Below are 17,879 nucleotides of genomic sequence, written 5' to 3' on the forward strand. Positions count from 1 at the left end.
TCTTTAAACAAATCTACACTTATATAGGCTGCCAAATTCTATTGTTTTAAAATATTATTTAATTTTTTTAATTTATTTTTATCTAAGGAATCCACATCTTGAAGCTTATATGGAATTTTCATTTCTTTATATTTATTTACTCCTAATGTATGATAAGGTAATAATTCTACTTTCTCCACATTATTAAAAGTTTTTATATAATCTCTTAATTTTCCTATATGCTTTTCATCATCAGTTACCCCAGGAACTACTACATGTCTTATCCAAAGTTTTTTGTTTAACTTATTAACAGCATTTTTAAATTTAATAAACTCTTTCATATCTCTACCACAAATATTAAAATAATTTTTATCATCTATATGTTTAATATCTAACATAACTAAATCTGTATATTTTAATATTTCTTCATAATTTCCAAGTCCTACTCCTGCAGTATCTAAAACTGTATTTAAGTTATTTTCTTTACATAACTTAAAAAATCTCAAAAGAAACTCTGGCTGCATAAGTGGCTCTCCTCCAGAACAAGTTACTCCACCATTGTTTTTAAAGTAAGGTTTATACCTTTTAACTTTCTTTATTAAATCCTCAGCTTCTATCTCTTCTCCACCTTTTAAATCCCAAGTGTCTGGATTATGGCAATATAAGCATCTTAAAGTACACCCTTGGAAAAAAACTACAAATCTTATACCTGGTCCATCTACTAATCCTAAAGTCTCTATAGAATGTATTTTTCCCATTAAATCATCCCTTTACATGTTTTTATGGAAAGTTCTGCTTATAACTTCAAGTTGTTGTTCTCTTGTTAATCTATTAAAATTAACTGCATATCCAGATACTCTTATAGTAAGTGTAGGATATTTCTCTGGATTCTCCATTGCATCTACTAATACTTCTCTATTTAACACATTTACATTTAAATGATGAGCTTTTTGAACAAAGTACCCATCCAATATTGAAGTTAAATTATCTACTCTATCTTCAAAACTCTTTCCTAAAGCTTCTGGAACTATAGAAAATGTATTAGATACTCCATCTTGGCATACATCTTTATAAGGAATTTTAGCAACAGAATTTAAAGATGCTAAAGCTCCATTTTCATCTCTTCCATGCATTGGGTTTGCTCCAGGAGCAAAAGCTTCTCCAAGTTTTCTTCCATCTGGTGTAGAACCAGTCTTTTTACCATACACCACATTTGATGTTATAGTAAGTACAGATAAAGTATGCTCTGCATCTCTATATGTTTTGTGTTTCTTTAATTCACTAATAAAGTTTTCAACTATTTCTACTGCTATAGTATCTACTTTATCATCATCATTACCATACTTAGGGAACTCCCCTTCTATGTCAAAATCTATAGCTATTCCATTTTCCCTTATAGGTTTTACCTTAGCAAAATTTATAGCACTTAATGAATCTGCAGCTACTGAAAGACCTGCTACTCCAAAAGCCATAAATCTATGAACATCTGAATCATGAAGAGCCATCATTCCAGCTTCGTAAGCATATTTATCATGCATATAATGTATTATATTCATTGTATTTACATACATACCTGCTACATACTCTAATACTTTTAAATAATTTTCTTTAACTTTATCATAATCTAATACTTCATCTTCAATAGGATCTATATTAGGTACAACTTTTATTCCTTTTTTCTCATCTATTCCACCATTTATAGCATATAACAACGCTTTAGCTAGATTGCATCTTGCTCCGAAAAATTGCATATCTTTTCCTATCCTCATTGCTGATACACAACAAGCTATTCCATAATCATCTCCATATATAGGTCTCATAACATCATCATTTTCATATTGTATAGAATCTGTTTTTATAGATATTTTAGCACAATATTTTTTAAAGTTTTCTGGTAATTGTTGTGACCAAAGTATTGTAATATTAGGTTCTGGTGCTGCTCCTAAGTTAATTAAAGTATGTAAAAATCTAAAAGATGTTTTAGTTACTAAAGTTTTACCATCATATCCCATTCCACCTATAGATTCTGTTACCCAGTTTGGATCTCCTGAAAATAACTCATTATATTCTGGTGTTCTAAGATGCCTAACTAATCTTAGCTTTATTACAAATTGATCTATAATTTCTTGTGCTTCTTTTTCTGTTATAATTCCTTCTTTTAAATCTTTTTCTATATATATGTCAATAAAAGTACTAACTCTTCCAAGGGACATTGCCGCTCCATTATTTTCTTTAACTGCAGCTAAATATCCAAAATATAAAGCTTGAACTGCTTCCTTTGCAGTATTAGAAGGATTACTTATATCTAAGTTATAACTTAAAGCCATACTTTTCATTTCTTCTAAAGCTCTAATTTGATCTTTTATTTCTTCCCTTTTTCTCATATTAAATTCGTTCATTTCTAAAGTCATATTTTTTAAGTCATTCTTCTTTTCTTCTATTAAATAATCCATTCCATAAAGTGCAATTCTTCTATAATCACCTATTATTCTTCCTCTTCCATAGGCATCTGGAAGTCCTGTTAATAATCCTACTGTTCTAGCTTTTCTTATTTCTTCTGTATAAACATCAAATACCCCTTGATTATGAGTTTTTCTGTATTTATTAAATATCTTATTTAACTCTTCATCTAGTTTATAGTCATAAGCTTCTAGTGCTTGCTTTACCATTCTTATTCCACCAAAAGGATTTATTATTCTTTTAAGTGGAGCATCTGTTTGTAATCCTACTATAACTTCATTTTCCCTATCTATATATCCTGGAGCAAAAGAATTAATTCCAGAGATATTATCTAAATCTACTCCTAATATTCCTTCTTTTAATTCTTTTTTTAATAATTCTTCACATTTATTCCAAAGTTTTTTTGTTTTATCTGTAATTGGTTTTAAAAAACTTTCATCTCCATCATAAGGACTATAATTTTTTTGTATAAAATCTCTTACATTAACTTCTTCACTCCATAAACCTTCATTAAATTTCTCCCATTGTTTTATCATATATATACCTCCAATAAAATGTATTCAAAAAACCGCCTGGACTTTTAAATTAGCCCAGGCGGTCGGCAATTTAAAGTCATACTCCCTGTGGTTAATTCCACTTCCGCCAGTCGTATAACTCATAACTTAATTGATAATCTATCTTAATTAGAGTTTATCAGCACCTAAAGATTTTGTCAATATGTTTTATTATAGTTCCTATTCTTTTATTTTTTGGTAAAATATTAAATATATATATATTTATCTTAAATTTGCTTCATTATTCTACTAGCTATTTCCTCTTCATCTATTTTAGTATCTACCTCAATATTTATATTCTGACTATTCCCTTTAGCATTTCCACTTATATATATAATTTCCCCCATATTTTCATTTATCTTTTTTACCACCATAGCTTTATCTCCAGGATTAACTTGTACTTTTTTCCCATTAGCTATATTTAGAAAAAATTTATTTGTAATCTCTATTTCTTGCCCTATTTTATACTTCATACTAATCCTCCTTATAAAATAAAAAACATTAAAACTAAAAAGTAATTTAAATCTACAATATTATTATATAACATTGAACTATTATGTATATTTAAAATAAAAACTCATATGTTTTTTAAACATATGAGTTTCCTATATTAAAATATATTACCAGCTTATACTACCTCATCTTCTAAATCATTATTTAGATTTTTACTATCTGATATTGAAGCTAAATTTTCATCTATATCATTACAAATTTTCACATTGTCATCTACTTTTATATCAGAAACATTTATTCTATTTCCTGGATTCATATGAGATACATCTATGTTTATACTTTCAGGTAAATATTTTACTTTACCTGAAACTTTAATTTCTGAAGCAAATGTTTCTAATAAAAATCCATTATGTTCTAATTCTTCTTTTCCTGTGAAAAATAGTGGTATATTATGTTTAATAACTTCATCCTTAGATACAGCTTGCATATCTACATGGATAATATGTCCAGTTACAATATCTCTTTGAACTTCCTTTAATAAAACATATTCTTTTTTATCTTGTATTTTTACCCATAATCCTGAATTCATACCATATTTTTTAAAGCATCTTATTAATTCAGTTTTATCAAATTTAACAGACATAGTTTTTTCTACATCTACACCATATAATACTCCTGGTACAAATCCATCTCTTCTGCACTTTTTACTTTTTTCATTTCTAATTAATCCATTTATAATATTTTTATTCATAAGATTGCCTCCTCAATTTTTATTAATAAATAATTACTAAATGAAAATAATATACCATTATTTTATTAGTATGTAATTTAAAAACCGATCTCAAAATCATATGACAAAAATAAATTTTTATTATAATCATTTATATATAAGTATAAATCACTTATTGTAAAATTTAGTTATATAATTAAAAATTTACCATTTATTAAGGCATTAGTAACACCTTTTTCACATTATAAACACTTAGTTTAAATTTTTGCCACTATAAGAGGTTATTATGAAAATTTCAAAAATATATTATATGAATTAATTTTTTATTATATTTTCTAACTTAATAAGAACATTTCTATATTCTTCATTTATAATATCGTTATCTATTAAATCTATATATGAACATTCATCAATGTTCACTTCTAATATTTTATATAAACCATCTTTATATATTTTTTTTAATAATATTTTATAATTTATTAGTATATGAGAAAAATTTTTCTTGTTATAATCTAATTTTCTAACATCATAGTTTATTTTTTCTATTATTCCATATATTTGATTTATTAAACTTATTTCTTTTAAATCAAAGGTATTATATAATCTAGATATATCTTTCCAGTAATGCTTATTTATAGGGATACAAGTAGGATAGTATACATTATAATCTCTATTTATATACTTTATAGTCCTTATACTTTGAAAAATACAAGTACATATATCTAATCTTATAATACTGGCACTTTCTTTTATTTTTAAATTGTCATAACCATCTTCTATTTTTTTATTTTCTTCTAAAACTTTTCTTTGTATTTCTTCATTTTTTATATTAGACTTCTTACTTGTGTATGAAGTCCAAAGTCCTCCTATTATTGCTCCTATTATTATTGCACATGCAGAAATCATAGAGCATAATAAAGTTTGAGACATTTATATTTCATCCTTTCCTTATTAGGCTATATAAATATTTTTTACAAGAAAAAATATTTTATTAGTATTAAATAAATATAAACTTATGGTAAAATATTTATGTAATGTATTAACTTTGTAAACTATTAATGATAATATAATATGTATTGATTTTTGACAACAGAAAATTTTTATTATATAATTACTTATATTGTTTAATAGAGGATGGTGAATATGAATACAATTTCTACTATTTTTAGAGAAAAAAATCTAAAACTTACTCCTCAACGTATAGCAGTATATAAATATCTTCAGTCAACTAAAGAACATCCATCTGCAGAAACAATATATAAAGCTATACAACCTAATTATCCAACTATGAGTTTAGCTACAGTATATAAGGCTTTAAAAACTCTAGTTGAAGTTAATTTAGTACAGGAGTTAAACGTTGGAGAAGGTAACTTTAGATACGATGGTAACGTTTCTTGTCACCCACACATTCAATGTGTTTCTTGTGGTAGAGTAGATGACATTAATGGAATATCATTTACAAATCTAAATGATAAAGTTAAAGATTATACTGATTATGATGTTCTTGCTAACAAACTTTATTTTTATGGAATATGTAAAGATTGCAAAGATAAAAATGATGATTAGATATTAAATAAAAAAGCACTAATTTAGTGCTTTTTTATTTAATATATTTTACTATTTCTTCCCATTCTTTTCCTGTATATTTACCAGCTAATATATCATCTAATTTACTAGAAAGCTCTGGTTTTATCTTAGAATTTATATTATATAAAAACATTATGCTATCCTCATTTGCATCCTTTAAACTTTTAACTGTATTTTTATTTATAGGTGACAAAGACTTACCCTGTTTTTTGTTAACTTCCTTATTTGCTGTAACTACTCCCTTTTTTATAATAGCTTCTTGATTTTTATTACTTAACATAAAATCTAAAAATTTACTAACTTCTTCAGAATTTTTACCTTTTAAAGGTACACTAGCCAAACAATTTACTAGTACAGGAGTATTGTCATTTAATTTATCAACATTATATGGAGATTTTAACACATCTATATTTTTACCTTTAAATTCTTGGTTGTAATAAGACATAGCTATTATAAAAGGAATATCTCCTTGTTTAAACTTATCTAGGCTTATTTCATTTGCATTTTCAAAAGTATCTTTAGTTATTATTCCTTCCTTAACTAAATTATTATAAGTATCAAAAGATTCTTTAACTCCATCTAATTTTAAATATTCCTCTTTCCCTTTATCATAGGCTTTTTCTAAATCAATAGAATTTATTTTATTGTTAGCTATAATAGAAAATATAATAGTATTTATATCAATATCATCTGGAAGTAATACTGGTATTTTTTTATCTTTATTAACTTTCTTCATTATAGTTTTCATATCTTTTATATTTTTAGGTTCTTTTACATCTAATTTTTTTAAAGCTTCTTTGTTATATAAAATTTCAATAGTATAGGGAACTACGCCTATTCCATAGTATTTATCTCCATATCTTCCATAACTATTAAAAACACTATAATATCTATTATTTATTTTATCTTTATCATAACAACATTTCATTTCATCTAATAATCCTTTTTTGCCTAAATTCATCATTTCATTTCTAGAAATAAAAACTAAATCTGGACTATTTTCTTTAGATATATCCTTTTCTATATCATCTACTAATGAATTAGTTATATTTAATTTAACATCATGAGTATTTTTATATCCATCTGTAATAGTTTTTAGTACATTTAAAGTATGCTTATCTTTTATGTCTATATATACATTTAGTTCTTTACTGTCTTTTGAAGAATCTTTCTTATTACATCCACATATATTAAACAAAATAAAAAATATAATAAAAAACAAAAAGTACCTTTTTTGTTTCAATATCTATCACTCCTTAAGATTTTTAAATAATCGTTTATATTTATTGTTTGCAAATTAATTAAATATATATCTTTTTCATATAATTAATTAGAGGTGAAGTGTATGAAAATAAAGGTACTTTTTTTAAAGAAAAAACATATTATTTATTTTTTATTATTTATAGCAGTTTTAGTTACTTTTACAATTATCAAGAAACATAAAACTGTTTCATCATTTAATATTATAAATACTAAAAGAGTATTAAAAAAAGATTTAACTGGTGACGGACAAAAAGATTCCGTAGACATATCAATTTCTAATCACAAATATAACATAAATATAAAAAGCAAAAACAATAATCATGAACTATTAGACAATAAAAGTGATAAGTTTATAGGAGATTCAAATAAATTCTGGCCTTTAAACTTAAATTTTATTGATATATCTAGAGATAAGGTTCCTGAAATCTTTATACAATGTTCAAAATATAAGCTTCCTGCTCAATATGTATATTTTTGGGAAAACAATAAATTTACAAAGCTATACTCTTCTAATAATAATATCTTAGGTATAATTGATTATAACAATAATAAAACCCCAAAAGTTATATCTGGAAATTTAAAAAACAACAAAATATTTTATGATTCATTTATTTTTATAGAAAATAAATTAAAACGATTTGATTATAATTTTCAAGAAAGCTTTATGGGAAGCAATACTATATTAAATCTAATAGACTATATACATGGTTTACCTACTACAGAAGAAAATAGACCTAAGGATATCTTTGATAAATCAATGAAAGAAAATTCATTTGAATCTATAGGAACTCTTTGCAGTAAAAATAATATATACACTTTTGAAGATGGTTCCTTTAAAGACATAAAAACTGATAATAACGGAAATATAACAGAAGTTCAATGGGATTTAAATTTCAAAGGTATTTCTAAAGCTGATAATAACAGTGATGATATAGGAAATTATAACTTATCTGTCTTTCTTAAATTAGATAACAACTCTGATGAAACTTATAAATTCAAAATATATTCAATAAAATTAAATTAAAAAAGGGACCGCTTCACGGTCCCAAGGGGGATGGGGGGTTGTTACATCGAAAATTTTTAAATCGATGCTTATAGGGAGATTTCATCTCCGAACTACATTTATAATATTTCCCAATTATTAAAAAAATATTCAAATTTTATATTTTATTTTGTACTTTATAGTTAAAAATTATAATTATAAAATATTTTAGTACAATTTAATACTATTATAAAAGATAATAATCCTATATGTATTATTTACAATATAAATTTAAAAAATACCAAAAAATTATAGAAAGACTCTAGCCTTTCTATATATTTCACCTATATTTTTATTAATTTTGTTATACTATATATTTGAATCAATCTCTCTAGTAACTGTATCCTATTTGGACTAACCATAGGTCTTAGAGCATTTAATAATTGTAGTGTACTATCATTTGCTAGTGCAGGATTATTGGCGAAAGTGTTTGGATTTTGATTTGGATTTTGATTCATATTTAGATTTGGATTCATATTAGGATTTTGATTAGTATTTCCATTTGGATTATTACCTGAATTTGAATTTTGGCCAAAATTTGTATTTCCTGAATTTATATTATTAATCATTTCATTAATTTGATCTTTGCTCATGTTTCCTCCTAAAGAAGAAACTATACTAGATAGCTGGTTTACATCTACATTAGATAACATATTTTGTAATTCATTTAAATTAGCATTATTAATATTATTTAAATTAGGATTATTATTAATGTTATTATTTTGATTATTATTTCTACTTCTGCTATTTTTATAATCCTTTGAACGGTCATAGTCTCTATGTTTATGCTTTTTATGTTTAGACATTATATACCTCCGCAATCATTACTTATTATTAAGGAGGGCAAAATGCCCTCCTATAATGCTAATTAGCAGCCTGAGCAACATAATGAGAAGTTATTACAGCAAGACAAGTAATACAATGCTATGATAAATAATACGCTGTTATCTACCTCGCAAGCTGAGCTTCTGCAATAATCATGGTCTCCATCACCGCAATGATGATGTGCTCCACGGCATCTAAATTGTAATAGTATTAATATTAATATTAATAACCCGTTGCTTGATTTTCTTCCTCCATAATTTCCTCCGCATCCATAATTCCTACCTGGATAATTGGAGTAGCAGTTACAACAACAACATTTATTTTTATGCTTTGACATGCTAAACCCCCCTTTCTTGGGCTATGGTTCTATATTTTGTTATCTATTATTCTTCATTTGCATCTAAATTAACTATATTATTTTTTGTTCCTCCTGATGGCACTGAACATACTGGTGGACGTCTTCTACAGAAGAAGAAGGCTAAAAGTATTAATAGTAATATATAACCTCCTCCTCCACATCCGCAGCCAAATCCGCCGCCGAATAGGCCTCCGCCTCCGCAGCCACCGCCGCATCCTCCGTATCCTCCGCCACAGCCGCTTCCGCAGCCACAGCCACATCCTTGGTTTCCTCCGCCGCAAGGATTGCAGCAGTTAGAACAGCAGTCACAACATGAATTACAGCAATCACAACAATCGCAGCAATCAGAACAACAATCGCAGCAATCGCAGCAGTCACAACATGAATTACAGCAATCACATGGGTAACAGCAGTAATAGTATTTATCATCTTTCTTTTTCTTCTTTTTCTTTTTAGTGCAGCAATAGGTAGGCGGATAACAACAGTTGGTGTTCCCTCCACAGCCACCATATCCACCACTTCCGAATCCGCATCCACTGAACAATATCAGTAATAATATTAAAAATATTATTCCTCCACCACCAAAATCATTTGGTGGTACAGGACAAGATCCTGATCCGCCTTTATCATTAGTAAACCCATTTAATAAACTCATCATATTATTCAAATCCACTTTACATCCTCCTTTCCGAAGGTCTTCCTTTATCTTTTGTTCTTAGTATATATTATTCTTACATCCTATTTTTGACACAAAAAATTATATTTACAAAAAATAAAAGAGCTAAATACTAGCTTTTAGTTAGCATTTAGCTCTAATTTTTTATATTAAATTTTACCTACAAACATAACAATAGCGTTTATTAAATTGAACACAGAATGATTAAAAACTGCATACCAATATCCTTCTTTTTTTATAAGATAGCAATTAAATAAACCAATCCATACTAATACAGGAAATGCCCTTAAATTATAATGTATTAATCCAAATAAAATACTACTGAAAATCATACCTAATATATTTCCTAACCTATTTTTTAATAATTTTTCTGAAATAAACCATCTAAACACAAACTCTTCAACAATAGGAGCAAATATTACTACTACTGGTATCATTATTAAAAATTGATAAGCAGGCATTTTTGACATTATATTTACTATTTCCTGTTCTTTTAAGTTAAATTTCATTAAATAAAATATTGTTCCAAATATAGCAGAAACAATGATCATTCCAATATAAGAATAAACACTATATTTTAATCCTTTTAGTACCTTAAATCTTTTTAAATTAAATCCATAATTATAATAATCATAACTATATAATTCTGGCAAAATATCTTTGTTCTTTTTTAAATACAAAATATCAATAATAGTAAAAATAAAAGGTATAAAATTTTGTGTAAATAAAACTGAAACTAATATATAAACAAAGCTTATTAAAAAAATAATAAATTTGTTTATATGTTTATATGATAGTTTAAAAAATAGTACTAATGGAGGTATATAAACTATTAAAATGATTAAAATATCTTTTATAAGATTTACTACACCCATCAATTAGCCCTTTCCTTAAATTGATTAATAAATTTTAGATAATAATTCTTCTTTTCCTTCTTTACTTAAAGCTGAAAATAGTAAAACATCATCTTCTTTTTTCATATTTAAAGTTTCTTTTATTATTTTAATATTTTTACTTCTTTCATTTCTTTTAAGTTTATCTAATTTAGTACCTACAACTAAAACATTATAATCATAATATTTTATCCAGTTATACATATCTATGTCATCTTTAGTAGGTTTATGCCTACTATCTACTAATAAAACTATTTTATTTAATGGCTTTCTATCAGTTAAATATCTTTCTATTATTTTGCCCCAGTTTTCTTTTTCTTTTTTAGATACTTTTGCATATCCATATCCTGGTAAATCAACAAAATAAATATCTTCATTTATAAGAAAAAAGTTAATTAGTCTAGTTTTACCTGGTGTTGAACTAACTTTAACTAACTTTCTTCTATTAGTTAAAGAATTTATTAAGGAAGATTTTCCAACATTAGATCTTCCAACAAAAGCTATTTCTACTCTATCATCCTTTGGGTATTGATCTTTTTTTACTGCTGATATTATAAATTCTGCTTTCTTTATATTCATATTATATATCTCTCCATTATTAAATTATACTAAAGCATTTTCTAATACATTCTCAATCTTTTCTGCTGGTATAAAATTAATTTTATTCTTTATAGTTTTAGGAATGTTTATTAAATCTTTTTCATTTGCTTTTGGGAAAATTATAGTATCAACTCCAGCTCTATAAGCAGCTAAACTTTTTTCTTTTAATCCACCTATTGGAAGTACTCTTCCTGTTAAAGTTATTTCTCCGGTCATAGCAACATTGTGTTTTACTTTAGCATTAGATAAGGCTGATACTAGTGCTGTTATCATAGTAACTCCTGCAGAAGGACCATCTTTAGGTACTGCTCCTTCTGGAACATGTATATGGACATCTTTATTTTTATAAAAATCATCTTTAATTTTATATTCTTTAGAATTTGATCTAACATAACTATATGCAGCTTTAGCAGATTCTATCATAACATCCCCTAATTTACCTGTTAATTGTAATTTGCCAGTACCAGGCATAGTACTAACTTCTATAGGTAATGTATCTCCACCGTAAGCAGTCCAAGCTAGTCCCGTTACTACTCCAACTTTATCCTGTTTATCTACTTTATCATAAGAAAATACTTCCGGTCCTAAATATTTTTTTATATGATTTATAGTTATATTAACAGATTCCTTATCTTTTTCTATCATATAAGTTATAGCTTTTCTTATAACTGAAGAAATTTTTCTTTCTAAACTTCTAACTCCTGATTCTCTAGTATAGTTATCTATTATATAATAAATAGAATGATTAGAAAATTTTATTTTATCCTCATCCATATTATGTTCTTTTAATTTTTTAGGAATTAAATGATTTTTAGCTATATTAAATTTTTCTTCTGATGTATATCCTGAAACCTCAATAATTTCCATTCTATCTAAAAGAGGACCTGGTATAGTGTTTAAAGTATTTGCAGTAGTTATGAATAATACTTTAGATAAATCAAAATCTGTTTCTAAATAATGATCTCTAAATGTGTTATTTTGCTCTCCATCTAACACTTCAAGTAACGCCCCTGCTGGATCTCCTTTAAAATCATTACTCATTTTATCTATTTCATCTAATAAAAATAATGGATTTTTAGATTTTGCTTGTTTCATTCCATAAATTATTCTTCCTGGTATAGCTCCTACATAAGTTTTTCTATGACCTCTTATCTCCGCTTCATCTCTTACTCCGCCTAAAGACATTCTAACAAAATTTCTGTTTAAAGAATGAGCTATAGATTTAGCTATAGATGTTTTTCCAACTCCTGGAGGTCCTACTAAACATAATATAGGTCCTTTTAACGATTTACTAACTTTCTTAACTGCTAGATATTCAATTATTCTATCTTTCACATCTTTTAGACCATAATGTTCATTATCTAATATTTTTCTAGCTTTTTTTATGTCTAGGTTATCTTTAGTTTGTTTGTTCCAAGGCAAATCTAAAATCCAGTCTAAATAAGTTCTTATAACATTACTTTCTGCTGAATAATTGCCACTATTTTTTAATCTTTCTAATTCATATAAAGCTTTTTCTTTTACCTCTTTAGGTAATTTGCTTTTATCTATTTTCTTTTTATATGTACTTATTTCTTTCTTGCCTTCATCATCTTCACCAAGTTCTTCTCTTATAGCTTTTAACTGCTCTCTTAGATAATATTCCTTTTGAACTTTGTCTATTTTTTTCTTTACTTTTATTCCTATTTTTCTTTCTACTTTTAATATATCTATTTCTTCACTTAACATAGCTATTATTTTTTCTAATCTAGTATAAATATCTAAACATTCTATAAGTTCTTGTTTTTCTTCTTGTTTTATATTTAAATAAGACCCTATAGTATCTGCTAGTCTTCCTGGTATTTTAGTATCATCTAATCCTACTAATACATCTGTAGAAATAGTTCCAGAAAGTTTTATATATTCATCAAAATTATCTTTAACAACTCTTAAAAGTCCTTTTATATTTTTGTCATCTTCTTCTAATTCTTTATCTTCAATCACTTCTATAGATGCTTTAAAAAATGAATCATTACTTATATATTCTTTTATTCTTCCTCTAGTTTCCCCTTCTACTAGTACCCTAACAGTATCTCCAGGCAACTTTAATATCTGTTTTATATTACAAACTGTTCCTATTTCATATATATCGCTTTCTTCTGGCTCTTCTATTTTAGCTTCTTTTTGAGACACTAGAAATATTCTTTGGTCTTTTACCATAGCTTCTTCTAAAGCAGCAATAGACATTTCTCTACCCACATCAAAATGTAAAACCATATGTGGAAATACAGTTATACCTCTCAACGGGATTAAAGGAAGAACTTCCATAGTATGTTCTTTCATATATCTCCCTCACTTTGATAAATTTAGTTCTATATACAGATAGACTAGTATATTATAACTATAAAATCATTTTTTTTCAAATATTTAAATAACAGATTATATAAAAACATAATTCTATAAAATTCAACTTATTGTAAAATAATTTTATAGTAGATAACTTTAAAAGCCATCTACTATAATATAAACTGTATTCAAAATAAAAGTATTAATTTTTAATGGAACCTGCTGATAAAACTCCCAATTCCTTATCTACCACTATAGATTCTTTACTATCTTCTTTAACTATAGCATTATCAATAACTTCTTTTATATTAGTTACAGGAATAACTTTTACATCAGAAAGTTCCCCATATTTTTCTTGCCAATTTTCTTTAGGTATTATTACTTTTTTAGCTCCTGCTTTACTTGCTGCATCTATTTTAGCATTAACTCCACCTACAGGTTTAACATCTCCATGTATAGATATTTCTCCAGTCATTGCTACTTTATTATTAACAGATTTACCTACAAGAGCACTATATACTGCCGTAGTCATACTTACCCCTGCTGATGGACCATCTACTGGAACTCCTCCTGGAAAATTAATATGTATATCATATTGTTCACAGTCTAATCCAAATACTTGCTTCATTATAGTAATAACATTTTTAGCTGAACACCATGCAGTACTTTTTCTTATCATTTTTTTATTTGAAGAACTTATTTCCTCTTGTTCTACTAATCCTGTTATATTAAGACTACCTTTTCTTAAATTAACTTTTTTAGCGGTAGCTTCTATCTCCATTAGTATACCTATATTAGCTCCATAAACTGCTAATCCATTTACATATCCAATTCTAGACTTTTTAGGAATAACCTTTTGTATTCTTGGTGAATATTGTCCGTTTTCTAGGGCCCACTCAACATCTTTAGATAATATATTACTTCTTCCATTATTTAAAGCTAATCCTGCAGATAACTGTATTAAATTTACTGTTTCTCTTCCATTACTACAATACTTAGCTACTAAATTACAAGCGTCATCTTCCATAGAAAAATTTATCTTTTTTATAGCATTTAAAGCAATCTTTTTAATTTCTTCTGGCAAAAGACCTCTAAAAAATATTTCTACACATCTAGATCTTAAGGCTGGAGTTAGTTCTTCTGGACTTCTAGTAGTAGCCCCTATAAGCCTGAAATCTGCTGGTAATCCATTTTCAAAAATATCTTTTATATATGAAGGAATATTATCATCTGAAGAATTATAGTATGAACTATCTAAAAAAACTTTTCTATCTTCTAAAACTTTTAATAATTTGTTCATTTCATTAGGATGTAATTCTCCAATTTCATCAATAAATAATATTCCACCATGGGCTTTTGTTACAGCTCCTGGTTTAGGTTGTGGAATACCTGCTATTCCAAGTGCTCCTGCCCCTTGATATATAGGATCATGTACTGAACCAATCAAAGGATCTGCTATTCCTCTATCATCGGATCTTATAGTAGTAGCATCTATTTCTATAAATTTAGAGTTTTGTATAAATGGTGAGAATTCTTTTTTCTTTGCATATTCTAAAACTAACCTTGCTGCTGCTGTTTTTCCTGTTCCTGGTGGTCCATAAATTATTACATGTTGAGGATTTGTACTACATATAGCTGCTTGTAGTGCCTTTATTCCATTTTCCTGCCCTATTATCTCTTCAAAAGAAGAGGGCCTACTTCTTTCTGTAAGTGGTTCTGTAAGTTTTATTGCTCTTAATTTTTTTAACTTATCTATTTCCTTTTTATTTTCTTTTTCAACTACAACTTTACTAGACCTTTGACTTTTTAAAGCATTCATGAAGTATAACCCCATAACTACAGTAAAAAATATTTCAATAAGTAGTAATGTTTGAGTCATATAAAAACCCCCTTAGCATAATATTCCTTATTATTATGCTCTTAATACAATTACTATATACAACTTAAACATATGAAAATATATAATAAGTTAAAGATTTTAAATATATTCTGTAAAATCCAATAACCTAGGTTCTAGTTGTAATTTTTCTATCCTTAGGTTATAAGAAAAAGTATATTATAAAAAACTTTATACTAACTAGTTTTTAACTTAAAATACCTTAATTTTAAAAAATAAAAAAAAGCATTAAGCAATACTGCTTAATGCATTCTTTATGCTGTTTCTGAATCTTTTCTTTTCTTAGTTTTTTTAACCTTTAGAGGAAGTCTTTTTCCTCCTTCTGCTTCAACAAGAATAGGTTCTTTATCCTTTAAGCAGTTCTTATCTATTATAACTTTTCCAATGCTCTCTTTTGAAGGAACATCAAACATTATATCTTTCATCATATCTTCTATTATAGATCTAAGACCTCTAGCTCCAGTATTTCTATCAATAGCTTCATCTGCTATTTCTTTTAGAGCTTCTTCCTTAAAGTCTAATTTAACATTATCTAGTTCAAATAACTTCTTGTATTGTTTAACAAGAGCATTTTTAGGTTCTGTTAATATTTTTACTAAAGCATCTCTATCCAATTTCTCTAAAGTTACAACTATAGGTAATCTACCAATAAATTCAGGTATTAAACCAAATTTCAATAAATCTCCTGGCATTATTTCTTTTAATAACTTACCTATATCTTTTTCTTTTTTAGATTGGATTTCAGCTCCAAAACCTAAAGAACTAGTTCTTGTTCTTTTTTCTATTATTCTTCCTATTCCGTCAAAAGCTCCACCACAAACAAATAATATATTACTAGTATTTATTTGTATGAATTCTTGATGAGGATGTTTTCTACCACCTTGTGGAGGTACAGAAGCTACTGTTCCTTCTAAGATTTTCAAAAGTGCCTGCTGAACTCCTTCACCAGATACATCTCTTGTTATAGATGGATTTTCTGATTTTCTAGCTATCTTATCTATTTCATCTATATATACTATACCTCTTTCAGCTCTTTCAACATCATAATCTGCATTTTGTATAAGCTTTAAAAGAATATTTTCTACATCTTCGCCTACATATCCAGCTTCTGTAAGAGTTGTTGCATCAGCTATAGCAAATGGAACATTTAAAAATTTAGCTAAAGTTTGAGCAAGTAAAGTCTTTCCTGATCCTGTTGGTCCTAATAAAAGAATATTACTCTTTTGAAGTTCAACATCATCTTCACTACTATTAGCATTTATTCTTTTATAATGGTTATAAACAGATACTGCTAAAGATTTTTTAGCACTTTCTTGACCTATAACATATTGATCAAGATAATTCTTTATTTCTATAGGCTTAGGTAATGAACTTAAGTCTACTTGAACATCTTCTTCAAACTCATCGCTTATAATCTCTGAACAAAGTTCTATACATTCATCACATATATAAACTCCTGGTCCTGCTATTAGTCTTCTTACTTGGTCTTGAGTTTTACCACAAAATGAACATTTTAATTGTTTTTTATCTTCTATTTTGGACATTTTTACACCTCACTAAAGGTTATTTCTTTTTATCTATGACTTCATCTATTAGTCCATACTCTTTAGCTTCTTCAGCAGTTAAGAAATTGTCTCTTTCTGTATCTTGCTGTATTTGTTCTAAAGTTTTTCCAGTTCTTTCACTCAATATAGTATTTAATTTTTTCTTAATTGTTAGTATTCTATCAGCATGTATGCCTATGTCTGTAGCCTGACCTTGAAATCCCCCAAGTGGTTGATGTATCATAACTTCACTATTTGGAAGTGCATATCTCTTACCTTTTGCACCAGCTGTAAGTAAGAATGCTCCCATTGAAGCCGCCATTCCTACACATATTGTAGAAACATCCGGTTTTATATATTGCATTGTATCATATATAGCCATACCAGAAGTTATAGATCCTCCTGGACTGTTTATATATAGATATATGTCTTTATCTGGATCTTCTGCTTCTAAAAATAATAACTGTGCTACTATTAAACTTGCAGATGCATCATTAACCTCTTCGCTTAACATAACTATTCTATCTTTTAATAATCTAGAGTAGATATCATAAGACCTTTCTCCCCTATTAGTTTGCTCTACTACCATAGGAACTAAACCCATATAACATTCCTCCTTCTTAAACGATAATCAGTTTAAATATATTTAAACTGATTTTTATTAAAACTTAGTTGCCAGAAAATTTTCTGGCA

General features: G+C 26.9%; 16 protein-coding genes and 1 riboswitch. Of the genes, 2 read left to right on the forward strand and 14 right to left on the reverse strand.

Annotated elements, in window-relative coordinates; genetic code table 11:
• Positions 1-38: 38 nt before the first annotated feature.
• From pflA to ABDZ71_RS19475, 5 genes are all read right to left on the reverse strand, one after another.
• Positions 39-737, reverse strand: coding sequence for a pyruvate formate-lyase-activating protein (gene pflA / locus ABDZ71_RS19455; protein WP_343764500.1), 699 nt, complete (start codon positions 735-737; stop codon positions 39-41).
• Positions 738-749: 12 nt separating this feature from the next.
• On the reverse strand, positions 750-2,975 hold the full coding sequence (pflB, locus tag ABDZ71_RS19460) for a formate C-acetyltransferase (protein ID WP_343764501.1): 2,226 nt from the start codon (positions 2,973-2,975) through the stop codon (positions 750-752).
• A gap of 45 nt (positions 2,976-3,020) precedes the next feature.
• Positions 3,021-3,099, reverse strand: a riboswitch (ZMP/ZTP riboswitch).
• A 121-nt stretch (positions 3,100-3,220) separates the two neighbouring features.
• Entirely contained in the window at positions 3,221-3,466 is a 246-nt protein-coding gene (locus ABDZ71_RS19465; RefSeq protein WP_343764502.1) for a hypothetical protein, read from the reverse strand.
• Between the two features lie 155 nt (positions 3,467-3,621).
• Positions 3,622-4,197, reverse strand: a complete 576-nt coding sequence (locus ABDZ71_RS19470) for a 50S ribosomal protein L25 (protein WP_343764504.1) — start codon at positions 4,195-4,197, stop codon at positions 3,622-3,624.
• 294 nt (positions 4,198-4,491) lie between these two features.
• Positions 4,492-5,106: a hypothetical protein gene (locus tag ABDZ71_RS19475; RefSeq protein WP_343764506.1), complete on the reverse strand. Its 615-nt coding sequence runs from the start codon at positions 5,104-5,106 to the stop codon at positions 4,492-4,494.
• 213 nt (positions 5,107-5,319) lie between these two features.
• Here ABDZ71_RS19475 and perR point away from each other — a divergent pair, with 213 nt between their 5' ends.
• Positions 5,320-5,742 (forward strand): transcriptional regulator PerR, encoded by a 423-nt coding sequence (perR, locus tag ABDZ71_RS19480; RefSeq protein ID WP_343764508.1) that lies wholly within the window; start codon positions 5,320-5,322, stop codon positions 5,740-5,742.
• Between the two features lie 34 nt (positions 5,743-5,776).
• On the opposite strand, the gene ABDZ71_RS19485 is transcribed toward perR, so the two are convergent.
• On the reverse strand, positions 5,777-7,006 hold the full coding sequence (locus tag ABDZ71_RS19485; RefSeq protein WP_343764510.1) for an ABC transporter substrate-binding protein: 1,230 nt from the start codon (positions 7,004-7,006) through the stop codon (positions 5,777-5,779).
• A gap of 102 nt (positions 7,007-7,108) precedes the next feature.
• On the opposite strand from ABDZ71_RS19485, the gene ABDZ71_RS19490 reads away from it, so the two are divergent.
• On the forward strand, positions 7,109-8,050 hold the full coding sequence (locus tag ABDZ71_RS19490) for a hypothetical protein (protein WP_343764512.1): 942 nt from the start codon (positions 7,109-7,111) through the stop codon (positions 8,048-8,050).
• A gap of 302 nt (positions 8,051-8,352) precedes the next feature.
• Here ABDZ71_RS19490 and ABDZ71_RS19495 read toward each other — a convergent pair whose 3' ends face one another.
• The 8 genes from ABDZ71_RS19495 to clpP form a co-directional block, all read right to left on the reverse strand.
• Positions 8,353-8,874, reverse strand: coding sequence for a hypothetical protein (locus ABDZ71_RS19495; protein WP_343764513.1), 522 nt, complete (start codon positions 8,872-8,874; stop codon positions 8,353-8,355).
• Positions 8,875-9,276: 402 nt separating this feature from the next.
• A complete protein-coding gene (locus ABDZ71_RS19500) occupies positions 9,277-9,924 on the reverse strand; it encodes a hypothetical protein (RefSeq protein WP_343764515.1) in 648 nt (215 codons plus the stop codon).
• A gap of 152 nt (positions 9,925-10,076) precedes the next feature.
• A complete protein-coding gene (locus ABDZ71_RS19505) occupies positions 10,077-10,802 on the reverse strand; it encodes a CPBP family intramembrane glutamic endopeptidase (RefSeq protein ID WP_343764516.1) in 726 nt (241 codons plus the stop codon).
• Positions 10,803-10,826: 24 nt separating this feature from the next.
• Positions 10,827-11,399: a ribosome biogenesis GTP-binding protein YihA/YsxC gene (yihA, locus tag ABDZ71_RS19510; RefSeq protein WP_343764518.1), complete on the reverse strand. Its 573-nt coding sequence runs from the start codon at positions 11,397-11,399 to the stop codon at positions 10,827-10,829.
• A 24-nt stretch (positions 11,400-11,423) separates the two neighbouring features.
• A complete protein-coding gene (gene lon, locus ABDZ71_RS19515) occupies positions 11,424-13,742 on the reverse strand; it encodes an endopeptidase La (protein WP_343764520.1) in 2,319 nt (772 codons plus the stop codon).
• A gap of 205 nt (positions 13,743-13,947) precedes the next feature.
• Positions 13,948-15,624: an ATP-dependent protease LonB gene (gene lonB, locus ABDZ71_RS19520; RefSeq protein WP_343764522.1), complete on the reverse strand. Its 1,677-nt coding sequence runs from the start codon at positions 15,622-15,624 to the stop codon at positions 13,948-13,950.
• Between the two features lie 272 nt (positions 15,625-15,896).
• Positions 15,897-17,186, reverse strand: a complete 1,290-nt coding sequence (gene clpX / locus ABDZ71_RS19525) for an ATP-dependent Clp protease ATP-binding subunit ClpX (protein WP_343764523.1) — start codon at positions 17,184-17,186, stop codon at positions 15,897-15,899.
• Between the two features lie 19 nt (positions 17,187-17,205).
• Positions 17,206-17,790, reverse strand: a complete 585-nt coding sequence (clpP, locus tag ABDZ71_RS19530; protein WP_343764525.1) for an ATP-dependent Clp endopeptidase proteolytic subunit ClpP — start codon at positions 17,788-17,790, stop codon at positions 17,206-17,208.
• Positions 17,791-17,879: the final 89 nt, after the last annotated feature.

It is taken from the genome of Clostridium oceanicum, from assembly GCF_039521385.1.
In the GTDB taxonomy this organism is placed as follows: Bacteria; Bacillota; Clostridia; order Clostridiales; family Clostridiaceae; genus Clostridium_F; species Clostridium_F oceanicum.

Bases quoted from the DNA above. Each gene is read 5' to 3' on its own strand.
- pflA (WP_343764500.1), bottom strand. From the start codon at position 737: ATGGGAAAAATACATTCTATAGAGACTTTAGGATTAGTAGATGGACCA.
- pflB (WP_343764501.1), bottom strand. From the start codon at position 2,975: ATGATAAAACAATGGGAGAAATTTAATGAAGGTTTATGGAGTGAAGAA.
- yihA (WP_343764518.1), bottom strand. From the start codon at position 11,399: ATGAATATAAAGAAAGCAGAATTTATAATATCAGCAGTAAAAAAAGAT.
- lonB (WP_343764522.1), bottom strand. From the start codon at position 15,624: ATGACTCAAACATTACTACTTATTGAAATATTTTTTACTGTAGTTATG.
- ABDZ71_RS19505 (WP_343764516.1), bottom strand. From the start codon at position 10,802: ATGGGTGTAGTAAATCTTATAAAAGATATTTTAATCATTTTAATAGTT.
- ABDZ71_RS19490 (WP_343764512.1), top strand. From the start codon at position 7,109: ATGAAAATAAAGGTACTTTTTTTAAAGAAAAAACATATTATTTATTTT.
- lon (WP_343764520.1), bottom strand. From the start codon at position 13,742: ATGAAAGAACATACTATGGAAGTTCTTCCTTTAATCCCGTTGAGAGGT.
- clpP (WP_343764525.1), bottom strand. From the start codon at position 17,790: ATGGGTTTAGTTCCTATGGTAGTAGAGCAAACTAATAGGGGAGAAAGG.
- ABDZ71_RS19470 (WP_343764504.1), bottom strand. From the start codon at position 4,197: ATGAATAAAAATATTATAAATGGATTAATTAGAAATGAAAAAAGTAAA.
- clpX (WP_343764523.1), bottom strand. From the start codon at position 17,186: ATGTCCAAAATAGAAGATAAAAAACAATTAAAATGTTCATTTTGTGGT.
- ABDZ71_RS19465 (WP_343764502.1), bottom strand. From the start codon at position 3,466: ATGAAGTATAAAATAGGGCAAGAAATAGAGATTACAAATAAATTTTTT.
- perR (WP_343764508.1), top strand. From the start codon at position 5,320: ATGAATACAATTTCTACTATTTTTAGAGAAAAAAATCTAAAACTTACT.
- ABDZ71_RS19475 (WP_343764506.1), bottom strand. From the start codon at position 5,106: ATGTCTCAAACTTTATTATGCTCTATGATTTCTGCATGTGCAATAATA.
- ABDZ71_RS19495 (WP_343764513.1), bottom strand. From the start codon at position 8,874: ATGTCTAAACATAAAAAGCATAAACATAGAGACTATGACCGTTCAAAG.